The organism is Desemzia sp. FAM 23990 (assembly GCF_045528485.1).
Classification (GTDB): domain Bacteria; phylum Bacillota; class Bacilli; order Lactobacillales; family Carnobacteriaceae; genus Desemzia.
In genome coordinates this window covers 1-21,961 of the sequence record NZ_JBGQQW010000036.1, presented here as the reverse complement: position 1 = coordinate 21,961, position 21,961 = coordinate 1, and the positions used below count along the sequence as shown (strand labels likewise).

Sequence of the window (21,961 nt, the reverse complement as noted above, 5' to 3'; positions counted from 1 at the left end):
ATGAATAAGGTAAATGACTTAAGGATAGAAATCAATCAATATCCATACATGGACAATAAGCTTTATGTTTCACTGGGCATTCATGCCGGTTTCGCCTATAAAGAGTATATGTTGCTGAAAAATAGATCTAAGCGAATCACATTAAACCAAGCCAGTGCAAATGTTTTTATGGAATATATGCGCTTGAAAACAGCTCAAACGATGGGGAAAATGGTGCGGACGAATACGACAACAAATGCTTCTGTACTGACCTTTTTTACGACCGTTTCGACTTTTGATAAAGATATCCAACAAATCATGGATCTCTTTTATGAGGGAGATTTTGATGAAAAACTATTTGTAGAAGCGAAAGCCAATTGTGTAGCTAATTTTCAAAAGAACTACCAGGATATCGAATTTCGGGCATATACTAAATTGATGGAGTTTTCAGATCAACGCAAGGGATTTGATTTTCACCAATTTACTCAGGCAATCCAAGCGATCCAGTCAGCAGACATAAGACAATTTAGGGAAATGTTTGTGAACTATCCGAACACGTTTTTATTGATCAATGGCCATACAGATAAAATAAAAGAAGCTGATTTTTTCTATCAACTCAAAGAAACCAAAAGGCCGGGAGATGTATTTGTTCCTTCCATTCATTTGATAGGTGATGCTCCTGCTCAAGACCGACACTTATCTGCAATGGATAAGCAATCCTATCGCACTGGTGCTATGCACTTTGACTTTGATTCAGAATCGATTCCGGTACACGATCGTTTTGCTTTATTGCAATTGATCGGGCATAGTTTATTCAAACATCATTTTGCAGTTAGTGTAGATGCTTTAGATGCCAGCATACTGTACAAAGATTTGCCTTTACTAGAATACAAAGATAAAATAATAGTATCTTTAACTGAAGAGAATGTAAAAGAAGCCTGTTTGTCTATACAGGAAGAAGTGGAATACATGCTTGTCGAAAAACCGTATCAATTCAATGCGCTGTTTGCCAGTTTATATGTGAATGGCATTGATTTGATCAAGTATTATGTCACCATTAAAACGTATCGACCTGAGTTTATCAAAAAAATCATGAAACTAAATCAAGAAGCCATTACTGAATGCCACATTAGGCTAGAACAAGGAGCGAGTGTGAACTATGTCTGAAATATTGATCGACCCAGAAAAACTTCAAGAAGAGATCGCCGGTTTTAGAGAAGCTACTGAGGTGATCGATAGTTCTCCTTACTCAACAGAAAAGGGAAACTTGGATTTGGCAGCAGTCAATAAGTATGTGGATGCTCTAGATCAAATGAATACAGCAATGACCAACTTTAAAGCGTTGGCGGAGAATGATATTCAGAATTTGGAATTTATTCGAGCAGACTGGATGAATGTAGACCGTGATTTAGCAGGAATGACAATTTGGGACAGAGCATTTGGTTCAAGCGGTTCATAGTGGGGGTGCACATATGGCTTTATTAAATAACGAAGAGATTGAAAATCTGGCAACAGAAGCAACAGATCAAGCTTTAACATTGGAGGACTTATTTTATACGCAGTACAAAAGTGCCTATGTGTTGACAGAGACAACGAGTTTTAAAGGAGCAGCAGCGGATAGTTACAAACAATACATTCGACTATCGACGATCCATCACATCAATATGTTTATGAATATACTAGAAGAAATAAAAACAGCCATCAATGAAATCAAAGAGGCTTATTTAGGTTTTGAAAGTGATGCGAATGGGAAAGTAGCAACGGATGATTTAGAGTCTGCTGAGCAGAGTGTAGCGAGAGAGCAGCGAAATACTTCGGCAATCACAACGCGGGTAGAGACGTTGAATACCCGAGCTGCTGAATACATTCCAGTAACAGATATCCAAAGCAACACGTTGGATACCGATTTTCAAGCCGTATTGGTATTTTTAACGGACACGGTCTATGGCTTATCTGAAACAGATGACACTGCTTTGGCAACAGCTGAATCCATTTATGAACGGATTCAAGAGTTGACCAACAGCATCACGAATATTTCAGAAAACTATTACGACAGCCAAGGAGCTATTGCGTTAGACCGAGTGGGCAATATAGCCAATGAATCGTGGTACAAAACAGAACCTACCACAGCTATCGACAACAAATTGATAGAAGATCCGTTTTTCTACACGGCTGATTCCCAAGCGATTGGAGAAGGACAATGGGCTGCTGGGCTGGCAACAGACACATATATCGCAGCCGGATATGCACTGCCAAATTACAGTTATCAAGCGGGAGTAGACAATGGAGTTTATTCAGCTTCCGGAGACGCTGCCCTCATTGAAGGAAATGTAAATGCAGAACTAGGCGGAATTGCTGAAGCTAACGTGGTGGGAAGAGGCGGCTATGCCAATGGTACAGCTGAATTCGGATCGCTGATAGGTGAATCTGATAAAAGAGGGATTCACCTTGATGGAGAAGTTGGTGCAGCTGATATTCAAAGTAGAGCAAGACTTGGCAATGACTTGTTGAATGCTGAAGGAAGAGCAGGAGCTGAAGGAGCGACTGCGGGGGGAACTGTATCGGCTATGTACGAGGATCAAAATAACTATGCAGCCGGCCTTAGAGGAGATGCATCTATCTGGGAAGCATCGGCAAGTTTAGGTTTATCTGCCTTTGATATTGAGATGGAAACGAAAGATTCAAACGGAAACACAATCAAGGACAAAGTTTCATTATTTGGAGCAGATCTCGAGGCTTCTGGAGGCTGGAGCGCAGGTGCAGCAGCTTATATCGAAACACAAAATGTATCTGAATTTGGACCATTGAATCTAAATGCTACTTCACTGGAACTAGGCGGAAAATTAGGTTTAGGACTGAACTTGAAACTCAACTTCCCCACATTTACGTTTGATTTTCCTTGGTGATCAAGACCTATTTTAACAGACAACTAATCAACGAAAGTGAGTGAAAGTATGGCAACCGATAAAGCGATCCAGCTTATCCTACCAAAAAGTTCCAAAGCAGAGAAACCCGAAAACAATCCTATTGTGGCTCTTGCGCAAGAGTACTTGGACAGCCTATCGGATATTGGAGTTGCTGGACTGTTTAATTTAACGTATACGGGATACTTAATAGAAACAAAACCGTATCAGGCATTATTTATGGCAACCAATCGAACAGGAGAACCAATAGAAGATTTTTCGTTTGTTCTTGATGTGCAAATTGGAGATCAAACAATCTGGCAAAACACCTTGTTTCGCATCACGAAAGAAGAGTTTGGAGAAATCCCTGTCCAGTCCTCGATGCCGATATTGATCAGTGTCCCTGAAGGAAGAGAAGCGGACTTATTGGAAGCTGATAATGACACGATCCAGATTTCTCTTTCTCAATTACAGAAGTTGACCTGAGTCACAACGAAGGAGGTAATTTGATGGGGCTAATAGAGGATCTAAAAAACAGAATCCAGCAATATCAGAACACGATTGAAGATGACCGACAAAGAATTGATGCATACAATCAAAAAATCACTGAGATCGAACAGATCTACAATGAGATGGCAAACGAAAAAGAGAATTTGATCAATGAAAAAAGCACTGTTCAAGCGGTAGCCAATGAATCTTACAGCAATTGGACAGGTAATCTATACGCTAATGAATACGAACCTATGCTAGTGGACGATGTACTTAATGGGAGTCTCCAAGAGACCATTCATGCGATCGATGAAAATCTAGATGCTTTGAATGATGCGAAGACTAGATTTGAAAATAAAATCAATCGTACAGAAGGTATCATAGGAACTATGGAAGCGGGGATCAATTCGCTGTGGAATGAAGTAGAAAACTTAATGAATTGATGCAAATCAGTCAACTAACCCCATAATGCTGCATTATGGGGTTAATTGTTTACTTGATTCTTCAGGCGTTTTTTGACATACTGAGCAAAAGGGTAAGTTGGAAAGGGAGAAAAATACAGATGATTGAATTTAGAAATGTGTCCAAAAATTATGGGCAGAAACAAGCATTAAAAAATGTCACGTTAGCGATCCAACCGGGGGAAATTTTTGGATTGATCGGTCATAATGGAGCCGGTAAATCGACAGCAATCAAGTCGTTGGTAAGTATCATCGATCCTACTGCAGGAGAAATTTTGGTAGATGGAGAAAAATTGACAGACCATCGCTTGGCGATCAAAAGCAAAATCGGTTATGTGCCGGATTCGCCAAATATGTTTATACGTTTGACAGCAACGGAATATTGGAATCTGATGGCGACTGCATACGAGGTGACACCTGACAGCTATCAAGATAAATTGACGGCATTGCTTGAGTTGTTCGATATGACAGAAAATCAATACGGAGTCATCAATTCTTTCTCACACGGGATGCGACAAAAAACGTTTATCATTGGGGCCTTGCTGTCGAATCCGGATATTTGGATTTTAGACGAACCGATGACAGGGTTAGATCCGCAAGCAGCGTTTGATTTAAAAGAAATGATGAAGCAGCACGCTGCTGCAGGCAATATCGTCTTGTTTTCGACTCATGTATTGGATACGGCGCAACAAATTTGCGATCATATCGCTATCCTTAAACAGGGAGAAGTCTTGTACGATGGAACGATTGAAGATTTGCAAGCCCAAAACGAACACCAATCTCTTGAAACCATTTATTTGAAAATGGCGGGCAGACAACCAGGAGAAAATCCAACTGCTGTTTCAGTGGAACCTGAAGGGAGAGGATGAACGTATGCGGATGAAACAAACGGTGGAGTTGGCTAAAGTCAATATGATTTACGCTAATCCGCAGATGATCGAAAAGCGGCGTAATAAAGAGGTCAAAAAAGGAGCCCCTTCTAAGTTATCGGCTTATACATACATCCTTGGACAAAATGTTTTATTGCTGGCTATTTTTATCTTCTTATTTGGTTTTATGTTTTCCAATATAGATCTGGTCCACTACCCGGGCATGTTTACGTCTTTTATGGGCACGATTATTTTAATGTCTGTGCTCCAAGGCTTTTACCTGATTTTTAATCTTTTTTACGATTCAAAAGACTTGTCCCATTATCTGCCGCTCCCTTTTAAAGCGAGTGAATTGTTTGCAGCAAAAGTAGCTGTGTTGATTTTTATGCTGCTTCCATATTTGGTCCCTATTTGGATTTTGATGTTTTTGTTAGGGTTGAATGCAGGGAATGCTTTGCTATTCTTGCTGCCGGGTTCAGTAGTTCTATTTTTGCTGATGATAACAGTAGTTTTAGCGTTTTCGATTGTACTGGTGCATCTCATTACGAAGCTGCCTTTGTTTACACAGCACAAACAAGGCGTGATCACTGCTTTATACAGTTTATCCAGCATTGGAATGGTGGTATCGGTCTATTTCCTTTCCAACCGAGCGACGACATCTGCTGAAACAGCTCAAGGGATCATTCCGGATATGTCTGTGATTCCTTTTCTAGGAGCATTCCACCAGATTTTTTTAACTCCAGGAGATGCAGCAGCTTGGGTTGGTATCCTGGGTTGGGTAGTGGTGTTGGCAGTTCTGTCATTTGTGGTGATCAGATGGGTTGTGCCTTCTTTTTATCAAGCAGAACAAACCGTCTCGATAATATCATCCAGCCGTCCCAAGAAACAAACCAAAAGGAAAAAACAGGGAGTTGCTGCTCAGCGTCCTGCTTCAGTCAATCAGACCTTGTTTAAATACAATCTTGGAATCATTCAGGACGGAACTTTAATGATGCAGTTTCTGAGTTCAAAACTCCTATTGCCCTTGGTGGTGATCGGACCGACTTTAGTTAACAGTCCTGATTTAGCGGCTATTCCAACATTATTTTGGCCGGTATTTTTATTTGGCGGATTTATTTATACGTTTTTCACCTTAAATGCGGTGTCGATTGTCGGAGTCATCATTTCTTTAGACCGAGAAAACTTCTTGTATCTCAAATCACTGCCATTTTCAATGAAGCACTATTTAAGACAAAAATTTCTGTTTGCCTTTGGTATTGAACTGATCATTCCGGTGTTATTGGCGATCGGATTAATGGTATTCCTTCAAGTCCCGTTGTTGTTTGCAGTACTATTCTTAGCAGGGCTTGTGATCGGAACTCTTGCGCTGAGCCACTTTTATTTTGTACGCGATTATCGATTGCTTAATCTGGATTGGCAAAATCTAACCGAACTCTTTAGCAGAGGAGCTGGAACTTGGGTTCAAGCCATCAGTATTTTTATTACTGTTTTCTTCGGTGTCTTGGCTGTTGTGGGTGTTTCGTTTATTTTATTGGCTTTGCCGCTAATTGGCCAAATGCTGTTTTCTGCTGCTATTGTTCTGGTGCCCCTGAGTCTTTCTGCTGGGTTATTGGTGAGATACAAAAAAACATTTTGGAAGCAGTTTGAAGAATAAGCTGGAATAGAGATGATGTAGTGGATTCTGTGGGTTACTCCATGATCTAAAGCAAAGTAAAATCCCTTTTCGCTAATGGGCAACCATCAGCGAAAAGGGATTTTGTTGTGTTGCAGAGTAGAAGGGGGGCTATTTAATGATTCACAGCTGATTATAAGTGGAATTATGAAGAAGACGAGAGATACTTAAAGATTCGAGGTTGGTTACATGTGTGAATGTGAAGTAGAGGTGGTCTACTTAATAATTCGAGGTTGATTACATGTGTGAATGTGAAGTAGAGGTGGTCTACTTAATAATTCGAGGTTGATTACATGCGGGAATGTGAAGTAGAGGTGGTCTACTTAAAGATTCGAGATTGATTACATGCGGGAATGTGAAGTAGAGGTGGTCTACTTAATAATTCGAGGTTAGTTACATGCGGAATTGTGAAATAGAGACGTTCTACTTCACAATTCGAGACTATCAATAAGCTGAATTAGGAAGTGGGACCTGATCACCTAGTAATCACCTCCTGATTATAGGTACATGCGGACTTTTATATGCCCAAGGGAGTAAATGAGTGATATGAAAAAAGGCTATCTCATATTGAGACAACCCATTCTGTTTATCACCTATTCAACGGGAGCTAATTCATCTTCGGTCAACCATTTATGATTTTTCACAGTCTCACTGCCATCAGTAGGCTGGTAGTCGACCATGTACACCGTAGTTTCATTGGCTGCATCAATAGTAGCAGCAGCTCCTTGCATGCCTTCCATGTGCATAGCTTCCAAAGTGACTTCAGTACCTGGCTCTAGAGCCGAGTCCCCAGCTTCTGCCATTTCTTCATATACAACCCATTTATGATTTTTTACACGGTCGCCGCCGTTCGTTGGATCATAAGATACTTCATAAGCAACAGTATCAAATGCTCCTACAATAGTAGCTTCTGCGCCTTTCATACCAGGCATGTGTCCAGATTCGATCATCACGGTATCGCCAACTGCATAGGTGGGATCTTGTGCTTCTTGAAGTCCTTCTGGAATGTCGCCAGAGTCGTCATGCATCATGTGTCCCATATCCGATTCTTCCATAGAACTTGATTCCTCGATTGAACTGCTGGACTCTGAGGAATTTGTTTCCGCTTCTTCTGTTGTAGAACAAGCGGATAAAGCTAAAGTAGTAGACAGCGCTAAAAATGGTAAAAAGTTTTTTCGATTCATAACTGATTCCTCCTATCAAATGTAAACAGAAACGTTTACATTCGTAATCAATTAACAGCTTAACAAGAATAGTAGGAGAAGGTCAATAAATCAGCTTTATTGAGTTGATTGTTTCAAATTAGGCTCAAGTCTAGTAAAATAAAAGCAAGTAGAGCTCTGTTAGGAAAAAGGGCCAGCTGATAAAGGCTGAGATTTATATGCGTGTGTTAATGGATAAACAGTAAAAAGCACGTATATAAATATAGAAGGAGTACACTGATGAATCCCATTTTTAAATTTGTGTTGAAAATGATGTCTTCCCCTAAAATCAATATGCAGGAAGATTATGAATTTGTACGAAAGATGCAGCAGATTTTTTCTAAAAAACCTAAGAAGGGATACATCATCTTAGATCAAAAAATTTATTCCAAGGATCAATCTCACGATATCCCTGTTAGAGTATTTCGCCCTCAAGAGCTGCGGCACGATGATGCTTTGTTATTTGTTCATGGTGGAGGATGGGTGACTGGAAACATCGATACGTATACAAATACTTGTATCAATATGGCCGATTTAACAGGGAGGGTAGTGTACTCGGTAAATTACCGTTTAGCTCCTGAATATCCATATCCAGCCGGGTTAGAAGACTGCTATCAGGTGGTGGACATCTTGCTGAATCATTTGGAAATGGCACGATTGGCAGATGTTTCTAAGTTGACCTTGATCGGAGATTCTGCGGGAGCCAATCTGATAGCTGCAGTGTCGCTGTTACTGCGAGATGAAGGCAGGATAGTACCAGCAAAGCAGATATTGCTGTACCCTGTCACGTATTGGGATCACACAGAAAACTCTCCTTTTGAATCTATTCGTACGAATGGATATGACTACGGGTTGACCGCCAAAAAGATGCAAGAATATATGGAATTGTATGCTCCTGAATTGGCAACGCGTCAAAGTCCGTATATCTCTCCTTTATCAGCTGATGATCTGACAAAACAGCCGGAGACACTGATTGTGACAGCTGAGTTTGATCCGCTTCGCGATGAAGGAGAAGCTTATGGAGAAAAATTACGAGATGCTGGAAATAAAGTGAGGATCCATCGAGTAAAAGAAACCGTTCATGGGTTTATTACGTACCCAAAATTCGTGGAACCGGTAGTTGAAACGTATGAGATTATCAATGAATTTTTAAGTACTGATCGATAAAGGGAAAGTTTTAGTTGTTTGGAGGTGAGTCAGTTTGAAGAAGAAGGAAACGACCAACCAAAAAGGATGGGTGCGACTAGACAATGCTTCGAATATTTTTTTAGCAGCCATGTCCACCACTGATACCAAAGTATTTCGGTTGAGTGCGGAAATGGAAAATGAGGTCGATTCCGTCCTGCTGCAACAAGCGCTTGAAAAAACGTATGCACAATATATGCTGTACCATAGTGTGTTAAGAAGAGGAATTTTTTGGTATTACCTGCAACAGACGACTATTCAACCGCGAGTAGTTCCTGATGTATTGACACCTTGTTCGCCGCTGTATCATTTTGATCAAAAAGAGTTATTGTTTCGTGTGATTTACAATGATAAGCGCATTCACTTGGAAGTGTTCCATGTTTTGAGTGACGGAACAGGAGCGCTGTGGTTCTTTGAAGATTTACTGAAAGAGTATATCTTATTGCGCCATCCTCAAACGCAAGCAGAATTAATGAAAGAACAACGGGAAATCCAGCAACAACACTTAGAAGACAGCTTTGTCACCCATTTTAGCCACAGTGAACAACAAAATTTTACGGACTCAGCGCAATCTGCTGTGCGCAGTTTTGTGAAAAGCAGTAAAAATGCTGCATTTGAATATGGACGAAAAGCGAGAAGATTGATGTGGGCAACGAAAAGAAGAAAACGTCGGAAACGGAAAATACATCGGATAACCGGCAGGAAAACAGCCGATAATCGAACAAAAATTATTGAATTAGAGATGCCGGTGAAAACAGTACTGAATTTGGCTCATGAACAAGATGCTACGCTGACTATGTATTTGATTGCTGTATACTTTGAAGCTATTCGAGAAGCCAGTCCACATTTTCGTTCTGGGGAAACGATCGCAATATCCGTTCCGGTAAATTTAAGACAATTTTATCCTTCCGATTCAGCCCGTAATTTCTTTAGTACCGTCAAATTAAAATACACTTATCCACAAGAAAAAGAAGTGGATATCAATAAAATCTGTGATACTTTGACGAAACAAATGCAGCACCAGCTGAGCAAAGAAAATTTGGAAAAACGGTTAAGCCGATTGATCGCATTTGAATACAATCCATTTAACCGAGTTATTCCGCGTCCGTTAAAAGATGGTGTGTTAAAAATCATCAATTTCTTTAACAACCGAAATTTAACAGTGGCTATGTCGAATCTCGGACGAGTGTCATTGCCGCAATCGATGAATCCCTATGTTCATGCGCTTTATTTCCACACGTCTGCTGTCAGACCCCAATTTTCTGTTATCAGTCATGGTGGAACTTTGACGATTTCTTTTACGTCGCCTTATTTAGAGACAGAGATCCAAGAAAACTTTGTTCGGAAACTGACTAAATCTGGGGTAGATGTAACGATTGCTGCAAATAAAGTGACAGCTTCAGAATTAAGAGGTGATGAAGAGTGAAACGATGTTCGCATTGTCAGGTAAATATTAAAGGTGACTGGTCGGAATGTCCGCTTTGTCACCAACAATTAGATCCGGTAGAGTCAGCAGAAGCTGCAAGCAGCCCTTATCCGGATATTCCTTTACGTTTCAATAAGAAAAAAGTTTTCAAATGGATGATGTTGGCGTCTGTAGTCATTATTCTTGGGTTTTATACAGCTGGATTTTTCTTTCCTGATCCCTTGAATGTTTGGCAATGGTCTTTATTTGGAATCGTCAATTTATGGTTAGTTGTCTTGATCATTATCCGTAAACGAAGAAATATAGCTAAAGGAATCGTTTATTTGATCATATCTGCTTCACTGGTCTGTGCGTATTTGGATTATATATCGGGCTGGAGTGCTTGGTCTACCACTTATGCGATTCCGCTGATCTGTACATTTGCTACAATAGCTATGTTTTTCGCGGTCCGAATCGTTCGCTTAAAAGTGGAAGATTATGTGTTGTATCTGTTGACTGCAACGCTGCTCGGATTTATGCCGACGACATTTTTGTTTTTAAATTGGACAACATGGCTGTTCCCATCCCAATTGTCGCTTTTATTGAGTACCTTGATGTTTATCTGGATCACCGCTATACACGGAAGAGCTATTATCACAGAACTGCAAAAACGCGCACAAATTTAAGGAAATATTCTCAGAAACAGTAACAAAGCTTCTTTTCAATTTAGTTATTGAAAAGAAGCTTTGTTTGTAAGGGATAAAAGAACAACTTGAGTAGTCATACTGTTATAAAATATGAAGCAGCTCAGTTGCTATACTAAAATAAATCAGCAATCCCAAAGCATCGTTGATAGTGGTGATAAAAGGACCAGAGGCAATTGCTGGATCGATGTTCATTTTGTGAATAACAATTGGAATAGTCGCGCCAACTACTGTGGAGAGACTAAGTGTGAAGAAAAGCGAGATGCCAATGATCAGTGCTAAAATGAGATTCCCATAGAAGAGACCTGCTACCACTCCCAATACTGTTCCAGCGACACCTCCAATCATTGTACCTGCTAGAAATTCTTTCCAGATCGTCTTCCAAAATTGTTTCCGGTTTCTTTCCTCTCCTTGGGAAATATTCCGTACAGCTATGGCAAGTGATTGAGTACCGACATTTCCGGCAGAGTCCATGATAATAGGAATAAAAGCAGCAAGGATGACTACTTGGTTGAGTGTTTCTTCAAAAGAACTGATGAGAGAAGCACTGATCATTCCTAGGAAAACTAGGATGATAATCCATGGCATTCGAAGCCGAGCCATCTCAAAGGCACTTTCTTCTCCTTTTTCTATTTTTTTCGGATTTTTTCGAATAGCTGAAAATTCATTAAAATCTTCCTTAGTTTCTTCGACTAAAACATCCATGATGTCATCTACAGTTACGATCCCCATCAGTTTATTTTTCTGATCCAAAACGGGGACAGCCAGCAGATCGTAATCTTGAATGATTTGAGCCACCTCTTCTTGGTCATCGTCGATTCGGACGAAAGCCAGTTGGGTATGCATGATATCCGCCAGCTTTGTTTCTTCCGAATGAAGAATGAGATCCCTTAGTGATACGACTCCGACTAAATGATCAGCATCATCCAGAACATAGAAGTAGTAAACCAATTCTGTAGCTTTCGCAATAGTACGAACTAAATCAATCGTTTGTTGTATAGTATGTTCAAGAGTAACCACTACCATCCCTTTGGTCATTATTGAACCAGCAGTCTCTGGTTCATAGGAGAGCATTTCTTCCACTTTTTTCCTCTCTGTATCTTCGAGTAAGTTAAGAAGAACTTTTTTTTCATCTTCATCAAAATAAGATAAAAAGGCCACAACGTTATCTAATTCCATATACGGAAACAAATGGGCGGTATACTGTGGCGAGAATACCTCATAAGCCTCTATTTGATCTGCTGGATCCATCCATTCGAACAATTCTGCAAATTCTGTTGGGCCTAGAAAGGACTCTATTTTCTTTTTCTTTTCAGGATAAAGCAAGTGAAACAGTTCTACTTGGTCTTTTAGATGGAGTTTCAAGAAGAGCCTCCGGAATCTCTTCCGATTGTTTTCTTTAGCAGCTCTAAAGACAGCCTCATAGTAATTATTTTTTCTAGTGTCTATTTTTTTCATTCCGATCATTCCTTTCGGGAAGGTTTACTAGATGCCATTCTTTTTTTTGTATCGTTAATTCAAACTTTCTCCTTCGACTATCCGAATTCGGATCCATATAAACCACCTCCTTAAAAGAATTCGTTCGTTAAAAAAATAGAGAACGTTACTACTTTAAGCGTTTAGTTCTATAGACAATGGCCTCCATTTCACGATAAAAAAGTGCCTCACCATGAAATAGCGAAAGATCCCAACTCTAGAATGAACGCTAAAAATTTATAAAACAAAAAAAGCACGCCCCCGAAGAGTGTGCAAAAAGACTGCCTGAGCAGCACGTTTCAAAATGGTTTATTTTGTCTATTTTCTGCACCTCTTCGTTGAGTTTTAGCTCTGTACAGCATAGGGATTGCCCCAGCTGCATTAAGAATTTCCTTAATTCGAAAATTCCTGTTAACCCATTGGCGTCTTTCGACGTTTCTGGGCAGCAGCCTATCTCTCGTACAGTAGCCTCACCTAACAAGGTTATTTACTTTTTATCTACGGACCTATTATAGAATATTGTTCACTTATTTACAAGCTTGCTTATTTGCTGATACATGACTGTTTCTTGCTATCCAAAATTTATAATACCGTACACCATAAATAAGGATACAAACCACTAAATGTGGTTTGCATCCTTATTTGACTAACGGTATTTCTTCATTGTATGAACTAAACGCTCAAGTGCATCCATCAAAATTTTAGTAGGCACAGCAAGGTTCAAGCGTTCAAAACCATTGCCTTCAGTCCCAAAGATATATCCTTCATCCCCAAATACCAAAGCTTCCTTGTGCATAACTTCTTCGAGTTCACTAGCCGAAAGCCCAAAAGCATTGAAATCCAGCCATTGCAAAAACGTTCCTTCTAAATCAAATACCGTTACTTCAGGCAATTCTTGGTTTAAATAGCGTTTCAATTCTTGATGATTGTGCCAAATCAGTTCTTTGAATTCCTTTAACCAAGGTACGCCTACGGTATAAGCCAATTCGGTAGCTTTTAACCCAAGCACATTTGTTCCGCCATCCAAACCCGTGACTTCCATATCCTCTAAAAATCGTTCGCGCAAATTTGGATTGGAAATAATGATGTTGGAGTTTTTTTGTCCCGCTAAGTTAAAAGACTTGCTGACAGCTGTAGCGGTGATACAAATAGAAGCTGCGTCTTCAGTCGCTATAGCCATTGGTGTATAAGAATGCCCGGGCATGGTGAGATCATGATGAATCTCATCTGCCAAAATAATCACGTCATTAGCCACGCAAATATCTATCACTTTAGCCAATTCGTCTTTGGACCACACTCTTCCAACTGGATTATGAGGATTGGAGAATAAGAGCAGTTTATTCGCAGGGTCTTTTGCTTTTTTTTCCAAATCTGCGAAGTCGATTTCATAATGTGTCTCTTTTTGGATCAAGACACTTTTCACAATATGGCGTTCGGTTTTTTCGATGGCTGCATAGAAAGGGTAGTAGACAGGCGATAAAAGCAATACGCCATCTCCTGGATCAGTGAATGAACGGATAGTAGGATAGAAGGAGGTGACTACACCAGGTATAGTCAGAATCCAATCGTCTTCAATTTCCCAATGGTGCTGGATTTTCATCCAATTTTTTACAGCCGATAAATACTCTTTGGTAGGTAGGTCGTAACCCAAAATAGCTGTTTCTAAAAATTTTTGAAGCCCTTGAATAATTTCAGGCGCCATTTTCATATCCACATCAGCGATAGATAAAGGATAAATGTTATCATCTAATGAAGGATTCCAGTCATGCATTTGTTGCCATTTAGCGGAACCTGTATGTGATCTGTTGACAGCAGTAGTAAAATCATAAACCATAATCGCAGCCTCCTAAAAAGTCTAGTTATCTTACAAGTATTCTAACATAGATAGTCTTTTACACAGAATAGAAACTAAATTTGTGGACAATATCGCGTGTAGGAAGCTATTATTCTGTATTTATGGAGTTTAAACAATTTTAGTATTATCTGTTGATGTAATTTCTTCAAATTCGGCTTCAATGATTTCTAAATCTTTATTAAAATTACCTTCTTTATAATTTGAACTGTAACCTTTAATTAATTCTCTATTTAACTTCTTCGCTGCTAGCTCCATGGTAACAGCTGTAAGACCACCAGAAGCTATACCCCCAATAACAGGAATAGCTTTTGAAGCCGCGCTTGCAAGTCCTTTTTTAGTTAGTGTTTTTGAGGCAACTACTTTTGAGATATTTTTTATAAATGGATACCAGAGTGTTTTAGTTAAGGCTGTTGTCATAATTTTTTTTGAAGCATATTTTGCTGCGTTTGTACTCGCTACGCGTAATAAAGATGCAGCACCTTGTGCGCTGAACATTGTACCTAAAAATAAAACTAAACCGTCAATCTTCAATTCACCATCTTGATCAATAATATTTTCATAATCATAGATGTAGGCAAGCTCTTGAATAAGCCTAATAGAATAAATCATGTTCTGCAAAATATCTGCGGGAATTGTTCCTGCCATGGCCAACCCACCAGGAAGACCCGAGACAAATGAAAGACTGGAGCTTCCAATGACATTTTTGTGAATGCGGACTTTGGCCATGGTTTCCTTTTCTTTTAAACTAATAGTAATACTCCCGTTGCGAATCTCATCTTCGCTAACACCATAAATTTTTGATAAAAAATCAATACGGTTAACATGTGCCATAGGATTATTCAAAATAGTTTCTAGAAGTTTCATTAAATCACCAGATTGAATAGCTGGAATCAACGAACTACCTGCTGCCTGTTTTTCATTATTTTTCATATGTAGTTTCACCTCTCTGAGTCTTATTTTAGGGACAATAGTTTTTGTTATTTTAGTCCAATAAAGAAATCGTTTTTTTTTTATTGTATCATAGGAGAATTGGATTACTATCTATTGGATAATCTTTTATGGAAAATAATTCAGTAATACGTTATATTAAACGACCGCTGTGGACAATGTAGAAATATCGGAATAACTCTCCACATTTCATCAACTGTTGTAAACAGCTATTTATTTTAATCGAAATTAAAAATGATGTATTTTTAGCTAATCTTAGAAGTTTTTAAACGAACGATAAAAGTACAAGTAGGAATAAAGTGAAAAAGGGAGAAATTGGATGTGGGAATAAGTCTTATGGTCACAATCGTATGTCTCAGAACAACTAAAATGGGAGACTACTACATATGCCTACAAGACTCCAGGGTGTTGATATGAAAAAATGCTTGGCTATATTGGCCAAGCATATGTGATGAGTAGAAGATTATAGTAAGAGGTGTTACTTGTCAGAAAAGCTACTAAAATGAATATTCTAAAGTTGAAGATAAATATCTAAGTGTGCTACAACACAAATGAAAAGGAGATGCGTTAGTGCGTGTCCCCCATAGCACAGAACCGTTAAAGAAGTTGACTGAATTAAATAGATTAAAATAATCATCTTAACCCGTCAAAGTTAAAAGATGATTATTTTTTTGGTTAAATTTCAGTAACTCTACAATCAACGCAGCGAACAAAATCGCTAGCGTTAATACTTCATATACTGTCAAAGCTATTCCTTTCTAGGAGTATAGCTATTCACCATAGGCATCTATAAAACTTTATGAACATAACTTGTGTACAACCTATAATCCAAATTCAACCTATCCACAATTTACCCATAAATTAACCAGACAGTGTGTTTTCTTCCACAAAAAGAATGCTATACTATTAATAAGTGTTAGAATATTCTGGAATAACGACGAAAACAAATTGAGGGATACAATTTAAAAAGGGAGAGATTGGATGACGGAAAAAGCTTTACAAGTAAGATCAGAAGTACCAGAACAAATGAAATGGGATATCACAGCAATTTTTAAAACACGTGCGGAATTTGATGCAGCTGTTGAAGGAACGAAAGCGGCTGTGGAGGAATTTGTGCATAAGTACGAAGGACAGCTGACTGTTGCTGAAACGATTATTGCAGCGATCAAAGAGTATGAAGAGCTGATGCAGACGCAAGTATGGTTGAATTATTACGCTTACCTGCCAGTCTCTGCAGATATCTCGGATCCTAAAAATATGGAGTTATACCGTTGGATCGGCAACCTTGGGGCTGAATGGAGTGCTCAATTGAGTTTCTTTGATGCTGAATTGGTGGAAAGTGACGCTGCCGTACTGGAACAAGTGGCTGCTGAAGCACCTCAGTATGCGATATTTATTGAAAAAGTCAAAGATCAGAAACAAATCCAACTGGCTCCAACTGTAGAAAAGGCACTGGCTCAATTGCAACCAGCGTTAAGTGCTCCTCAATCTATTTTTGAACAGATTCGCTCTTCGGATATGGACTTTGGAACCTTTACTGTAGAGGGAAAAGACTATCCATTAAGCTTTGTACTGTATGAAGATTATTATATGTATCACCCAAATACAGCGATTCGCCGAGCTGCATTTGAACAGTTTTCCACAGTCTTAGGAAAGTATCAAAACACAATGGCGGAAACGTATTATACACAACTGCAAAAAGAAAAGACTGTGGCAACGATGCGTGGTTTTGAGTCTATTTTTGATTACTTGCTCTACAATCAAAATGTGGATAAAGAGTTGTATAATCGTCAAATCGATGTCATCATGAAGGACTTGGCACCTGTGATGCAAAAATACATTACCCATGTCAAAGAAGAAAACGGCTTAGACAAGATGACGTATGCCGACATTAAAATCGACTTGGACCATGAATTTGCGCCAACCGTTACGGTGGAAGAGTCTAAAAATCTGGTGCAAAAAGCTATTTCTGTATTAGGTCAAGATTATACGAATCTGGTTATGCGGGCTTATCCTGAAAGATGGGTGGATTTTGCGCAAAACAAAGGCAAACGTTCTGGTGCCTTTTGTGCCACGGTTTACGGTGTACATCCTTACGTTTTGATGTCTTGGACGGACCAATTATCCGATGTCTATACGTTGCTCCATGAATTAGGGCATGCAGGACAAGGAATTTTATCCAGCGAGAACAATTCAATTTTATCAGCGCGTATGTCCTTGTATTTAATTGAAGCACCGTCTACGTTTAATGAATTGTTATTGACGGATTCGTTGAAAAAAGACAGTGAAGACCCTAGAATGGAACGTTTTGCTTTGACGCGTATGATCTCAAAAACGTATTTCCACAATTACATCACACATTTGCTGGAAGCAGCTTATCAACGCGAAGTGTACAAATTAATCGATGCCGGACAAGGATTCGATGCTGCTAAATTAAGCGAACTGAAGCGAGCTGTTTTAGAGCAATTCTGGGGAGATGCTGTGGAAATCAATGAAGGAGCAGAATTGACTTGGATGCGCCAAATCCATTACTATATGGGTTTATATTCCTATACTTATTCAGCGGGATTGACGATCGCGACTCAAGCTTTCTTGCGTGTCAAAGAAGAAGGGCAATCGGCAGTAGCAGATTGGTTAAAATTCCTAACGCTAGGCGGCCAATTAAAACCTGTTGAAGCCGCAAAAGTAGCGGGTGTGGATATCACGACTTCTAAACCGCTGGATGACACGATCCAATACTTGAATGACAGCGTGGACCGTATCATTGCTCTAACCAAAGAAATGAACTAACTAAACTCTATATACCGAGGAGAATCACAACATTGATTGACTTAAAAAAGTTGGTTGAAGGAAAGCACCTCACTGAATTGGATTTAACAATACTAAAGTATGTCATCGAGAATATGGATACTGTTTTGACAATGGGGGTAAGAGAAATCGCCAAAGTCAATTTCACTTCGCCTGCTTCTGTGATCCGTTTGTCGAAAAAGTTAGGCTACACGGGTTTTGTGGATATGTACTATCACTTATCTCCAAAAGTGAAGCAGAGGGAAAGCGGCCAAGTAGAAGACCCTGAAGAGTTGTTCAAATTTGAACTGGCAGATGTATTCCAATACAATTCACAACAAGATATCGAAGACTTTGTTCAATACGTTTTAAACTTGAAACAAAAATACATTTTTATTTATGCGACTGGATTTTCAGCAATTGCAGGAGAATATTTGTATAAAAAGCTGCTGGTGTTAGGTAAAAAGACGATTTTTGCTTCCGGAAGCGACTCGATCGGTGTCTTTGAAAATAATTTGGACGACATTGGTGCTTTTGTAGCGATTTCCAAATCAGGTGAAACCCAGCAAGTGATCGATAAATTGTTATCTGCTGAAGGGCAACAAATTTTTAGAGTGTCATTTACAAAAAATGCTGATAACCGGGTAGCAGAATTATCGGATGTGAATTTCAAAGTTCATGACAAAAACGAGTTGGACGACCGAAATATGCTGCCCAACTCCTTTTACCCCAGTTTACTGATGGTATTCGAGTATTTGTTTAAAGTGTATTTGGACCAAGAAAATAAGTCAAAAGAAGACTAACAGCGAAACGTGTTTCCAATTCAGGAAACACGTTTTTTTACATGCCGGAACACTGGTAAAGAAAAGGGTTTCATAATAAACTAGGTTTAGAAGAAAAGAGGTAGGAGGAAAAAAGTTATGAAAGAAAAACTGATGGATGGATTACAACGGTTTTCCAAAGCTATGTTTATTCCTGTATTGATTTTGCCGATAGCTGGGATATTGATTGCTCTAGGAAATGTATTTACCAATCAGCGATTAATTGAAACCGTTCCCTTTTTAGATAACCCGATCACCACAGGGTTTGGAACGATTCTATCGGGTTCGTTGGTATCGATCTTAAGCAACTTGGGATTGGTATTCTGCGTGGGGTTAGCAGTAGGGTTGGCCAATAAAAAGAAAGCTGAAGCAGGTTTTACAGCTTTACTAGGTTACTTAGTATTTATTAATGCGATGAATAAATTCATGGAATTATCTGGTTTATTATTTGAAGGAGAATCTTTGCAAGGAACTGGGCAATCTATGGTATTAGGTGTCCAAGTCTTGGATATGGGTGTATTCCTTGGAATCTTATTAGGAATTACGACGGCTATTGTGCACAATAAATATGCCGAAAAAGAATTCAGTAATGCGTTCCAAATTTATGGAGGTTCACGTTTTGTTTTCATTGTACTGATTCCGGTAGTTGTTTTATTAGCTGTATTATTTACGTACATTTGGCCATTTTTCCAAAACGGCATCAATAGCTTGGGTACATTGATCAATCAAAGCGGTAATTTTGGAATCTTCCTATACGGGATGTTGGAAAGATTGCTGATTCCAACTGGATTGCACCACTTAGTGTATACACCATTCCTTTATTCTTCCCTTGGTGGAGTGCAAGAAGTCGGGGGACAAGTTTTTGAAGGTGCTCGGAATATTTACTTTGCCGAAATGGCAGATCCAAGTGTGTCTGTACTTTCCCAAAGCGTTATCTGGGATGCGCGTGGAATTTCTAAAATGTTTGGGTTAATCGGAGCGTGTTTAGCCATGTACCAAACAGCCAGCCCTGAGAAAAAACAACAAGCGAAAGCTATTTTGATTCCGGCAGCGGTTACTTCATTTATCGCTGGTGTTACAGAACCGATCGAGTTTTCATTCATGTTTATTGCCCCAATCTTGTTCGTAGTGCATTCCGTATTAAGTGGATTGAGCATGGTGGTCTTGAATTTATTCAACGTTCGTGCAATCGGACCAAACGGTTTTATTGACTTTATCTTATACAATATTCCTCTTGGACAAGAAAAAACGAATTGGATCATGTATATCGTAGTTGGATTGATGTTCTTTGCTATTTACTACTTTACCTTCCGTTTATTGATCACTAAATTGAATCTGAAAACCATCGGACGTGAAGATGAAGGACAAGAAACGAAATTGTATTCGAAACAAGAATTCAATGAAAACAAGCAACAAAAAGGTACATCTGGACAACCTCAAACAGGCAATACTGGTTTAGCCAGCGTCATTGTGAATGCTTTAGGAGGACCTGAAAATATCGAAACGGTCACTAACTGCTATACACGTTTGAGATTGACGTTGCAAGAACCAAGCAAGGTTAATGAAAGTATCTTGAAAAACGAAACAGGTGCCAGCGGTATTATTGTCAAGGGTCAGAATGTTCAAGTAGTATACGGTTTGCAAGTAGAATCGGTACGGAAAGCTGTAGATAAGTATTTAGGCATCACGGAAGAAGAATAAAACAAACAGAAGGAGTTTTTTAAATGAAGAAGTTTTCAATTGTTATTGCAGGTGGCGGGAGCACATTTACTCCAGGTATCGTAATGATGTTATTAGACAACATGGACCGTTTCCCTATTAGAGAGTTGAAACTCTACGATAATGATCAAGAAAGACAAGGGATATTAGGCGAAGCATTAGAAATTTTGTTAAAAGAACAAGCTCCAGAAGTGAAGTTCTCTTTTACAACTGATCCAAAAGAAGCCTTTACAGACGTAGATTTTGTGATGGCGCACATCCGTGTCGGAAAATACGCAATGCGTGAACAAGATGAAAAGATTCCTTTAAAATATGGTGTGGTTGGACAAGAAACTTGTGGACCAGGCGGAATCGCATATGGTATGCGCAGTATCACAGGGATGATGGAAATTATTGATTACATGGAAGAATATTCTCCTGATGCTTGGATGCTGAACTACTCCAACCCAGCAGCGATTGTGGCAGAAGCTTGCCGCGTTATGCGTCCAAATTCAAAAGTCTTGAACATTTGTGACATGCCAGTAGGAACGTTACGCAGAATGTCTCAAATCGTTGGAAAAACTCCAGATGAATTAGAAGTTCGCTACTTTGGATTGAACCACTTTGGTTGGTGGACTAGTGTCAAAGACAAAGCAACGGGACATGAATATTTGGACGAGATCAAAGAATATGTAGCGGAAAATGGTTACTTGACGCAAGTAGAAGTTGATACGCAGCACATGGATGAAAGCTGGCAAGCTACGCATAAAAAAGCGAAAGATCTATTAGCTATTGAACCACGCTTCTTGCCGAATACGTATTTGAAGTACTATTTCTATCCAGATTATGAAGTGGCACATTCCAATCCAGAATTTACTCGGGCCAATGAAGTAATGGCGGGCCGTGAAAAAGACGTGTTCACAGCAGCCAGAGGGATCATTGAAAAAGGAACAGCAGAAAACAGCGGCTTCCATATTGACAGCCATGCATCCTTTATCGTTGATCTAGCACGTGCTATTGCTTTCAATACACATGAACGGATGTTGTTGATCGTTGAAAATAATGGCGCTATCGCGAATTTTGATGATGACGCTATGGTAGAAGTTCCGTGTATTGTTGGAAGTGACGGTCCAGAGCCGTTGGCACAAGGAAAGATTCCTAACTTTGAAAGAGCCTTGATGCTGCAACAAGTGACGGCAGAAAAATTAGTTGTTGAAGCGTATATCGAAGGCAGTTACCAAAAACTATGGCAAGCATTGAGCCTATCTAAAATCGTACCGAACGCTGAAGTAGCTAAAAATCTCTTAGACGATTTAATTGAAGCCAATAAAGGATTTTGGCCAGAATTGAACTAATGAACAAATAATGAGATCGGCGAGAAAGTATGTGTAAAATAGTTCTCGAGAGCCAATAATTTTACTGGAAAAAAGAAAGAAGGCACTTTATCATAAATGTATGCTTTGCAGGGCAAATACATAAATGAAAGAGGCCTTCTTATGGATAAGAT

18 protein-coding genes and 1 riboswitch are annotated in these 21,961 nt (G+C 39.3%); of the genes, 14 read left to right on the top strand and 4 right to left on the bottom strand.

Annotated features, from left to right (window positions below; translation table 11 throughout):
• The 7 genes from ACEN4I_RS12560 (at nt 1) to ACEN4I_RS12530 (ending at nt 6,355) form a co-directional block, all read left to right on the top strand.
• The gene (locus tag ACEN4I_RS12560; protein WP_407097485.1) at nt 1-1,146 is read left to right on the top strand and encodes a hypothetical protein; all 1,146 of its coding nucleotides are present in this window, start codon (nt 1-3) and stop codon (nt 1,144-1,146) included.
• Nucleotides 1,139-1,438 carry a DUF5344 family protein gene (locus ACEN4I_RS12555; RefSeq protein WP_131832564.1) on the top strand — a complete coding sequence of 100 codons (300 nt, stop codon included), beginning with the start codon at nt 1,139-1,141 and terminating at the stop codon, nt 1,436-1,438. The genes ACEN4I_RS12560 and ACEN4I_RS12555 overlap by 8 nt, the downstream gene beginning before the upstream one ends.
• 13 nt (nt 1,439-1,451) lie before the next feature.
• Nucleotides 1,452-2,885 (top strand): T7SS effector LXG polymorphic toxin, encoded by a 1,434-nt coding sequence (locus ACEN4I_RS12550; protein WP_407097486.1) that lies wholly within the window; start codon nt 1,452-1,454, stop codon nt 2,883-2,885.
• Between the two features lie 48 nt (nt 2,886-2,933).
• Nucleotides 2,934-3,368: a hypothetical protein gene (locus tag ACEN4I_RS12545; protein ID WP_407097487.1), complete on the top strand. Its 435-nt coding sequence runs from the start codon at nt 2,934-2,936 to the stop codon at nt 3,366-3,368.
• A gap of 23 nt (nt 3,369-3,391) precedes the next feature.
• On the top strand, nt 3,392-3,814 hold the full coding sequence (locus ACEN4I_RS12540; RefSeq protein ID WP_407103198.1) for a hypothetical protein: 423 nt from the start codon (nt 3,392-3,394) through the stop codon (nt 3,812-3,814).
• Nucleotides 3,815-3,933: 119 nt separating this feature from the next.
• Nucleotides 3,934-4,701: an ABC transporter ATP-binding protein gene (locus ACEN4I_RS12535; protein WP_407103199.1), complete on the top strand. Its 768-nt coding sequence runs from the start codon at nt 3,934-3,936 to the stop codon at nt 4,699-4,701.
• A gap of 4 nt (nt 4,702-4,705) precedes the next feature.
• Nucleotides 4,706-6,355, top strand: coding sequence for a hypothetical protein (locus tag ACEN4I_RS12530; protein WP_407103200.1), 1,650 nt, complete (start codon nt 4,706-4,708; stop codon nt 6,353-6,355).
• Between the two features lie 611 nt (nt 6,356-6,966).
• Here the strand turns inward: ACEN4I_RS12530 and ACEN4I_RS12525 are convergent.
• Entirely contained in the window at nt 6,967-7,557 is a 591-nt protein-coding gene (locus ACEN4I_RS12525; protein ID WP_407103201.1) for a YdhK family protein, read from the bottom strand.
• Between the two features lie 258 nt (nt 7,558-7,815).
• Here ACEN4I_RS12525 and ACEN4I_RS12520 point away from each other — a divergent pair, with 258 nt between their 5' ends.
• The 3 genes from ACEN4I_RS12520 to ACEN4I_RS12510 are packed head-to-tail and all read left to right on the top strand — an operon-like array spanning nt 7,816 to nt 10,851.
• Nucleotides 7,816-8,742 (top strand): alpha/beta hydrolase, encoded by a 927-nt coding sequence (locus ACEN4I_RS12520; RefSeq protein WP_407097492.1) that lies wholly within the window; start codon nt 7,816-7,818, stop codon nt 8,740-8,742.
• Nucleotides 8,743-8,776: 34 nt separating this feature from the next.
• Nucleotides 8,777-10,186 (top strand): alcohol acetyltransferase, encoded by a 1,410-nt coding sequence (locus ACEN4I_RS12515; RefSeq protein ID WP_407103202.1) that lies wholly within the window; start codon nt 8,777-8,779, stop codon nt 10,184-10,186.
• The gene (locus ACEN4I_RS12510) at nt 10,183-10,851 is read left to right on the top strand and encodes a DUF6320 domain-containing protein (RefSeq protein WP_407103203.1); all 669 of its coding nucleotides are present in this window, start codon (nt 10,183-10,185) and stop codon (nt 10,849-10,851) included. Before ACEN4I_RS12515 ends, ACEN4I_RS12510 begins: the two co-directional genes overlap by 4 nt.
• A 102-nt stretch (nt 10,852-10,953) precedes the next feature.
• Here ACEN4I_RS12510 and mgtE read toward each other — a convergent pair whose 3' ends face one another.
• The 3 genes from mgtE to ACEN4I_RS12495 form a co-directional block, all read right to left on the bottom strand.
• The gene (gene mgtE / locus ACEN4I_RS12505; protein WP_407103204.1) at nt 10,954-12,327 is read right to left on the bottom strand and encodes a magnesium transporter; all 1,374 of its coding nucleotides are present in this window, start codon (nt 12,325-12,327) and stop codon (nt 10,954-10,956) included.
• Between the two features lie 342 nt (nt 12,328-12,669).
• Nucleotides 12,670-12,834: riboswitch (M-box (ykoK) riboswitch) on the bottom strand.
• A gap of 157 nt (nt 12,835-12,991) precedes the next feature.
• Nucleotides 12,992-14,179: a MalY/PatB family protein gene (locus ACEN4I_RS12500; RefSeq protein WP_407103205.1), complete on the bottom strand. Its 1,188-nt coding sequence runs from the start codon at nt 14,177-14,179 to the stop codon at nt 12,992-12,994.
• A gap of 129 nt (nt 14,180-14,308) precedes the next feature.
• Nucleotides 14,309-15,130 carry a bacteriochlorophyll 4-vinyl reductase gene (locus ACEN4I_RS12495; RefSeq protein WP_131832567.1) on the bottom strand — a complete coding sequence of 274 codons (822 nt, stop codon included), beginning with the start codon at nt 15,128-15,130 and terminating at the stop codon, nt 14,309-14,311.
• Nucleotides 15,131-16,129: 999 nt separating this feature from the next.
• Here ACEN4I_RS12495 and pepF point away from each other — a divergent pair.
• The 4 genes from pepF to ACEN4I_RS12475 all read left to right on the top strand — a co-directional run bounded on the left by pepF (nt 16,130) and on the right by ACEN4I_RS12475 (nt 21,809).
• Nucleotides 16,130-17,938, top strand: a complete 1,809-nt coding sequence (gene pepF, locus ACEN4I_RS12490) for an oligoendopeptidase F (protein WP_407103206.1) — start codon at nt 16,130-16,132, stop codon at nt 17,936-17,938.
• 32 nt (nt 17,939-17,970) lie between these two features.
• The gene (locus tag ACEN4I_RS12485) at nt 17,971-18,738 is read left to right on the top strand and encodes a MurR/RpiR family transcriptional regulator (protein ID WP_407103207.1); all 768 of its coding nucleotides are present in this window, start codon (nt 17,971-17,973) and stop codon (nt 18,736-18,738) included.
• Between the two features lie 117 nt (nt 18,739-18,855).
• Nucleotides 18,856-20,457 (top strand): PTS transporter subunit EIIC, encoded by a 1,602-nt coding sequence (locus tag ACEN4I_RS12480; RefSeq protein WP_407097499.1) that lies wholly within the window; start codon nt 18,856-18,858, stop codon nt 20,455-20,457.
• A 23-nt stretch (nt 20,458-20,480) separates the two neighbouring features.
• The gene (locus tag ACEN4I_RS12475; RefSeq protein ID WP_079650453.1) at nt 20,481-21,809 is read left to right on the top strand and encodes a 6-phospho-alpha-glucosidase; all 1,329 of its coding nucleotides are present in this window, start codon (nt 20,481-20,483) and stop codon (nt 21,807-21,809) included.
• Nucleotides 21,810-21,961 lie beyond the last annotated feature (152 nt).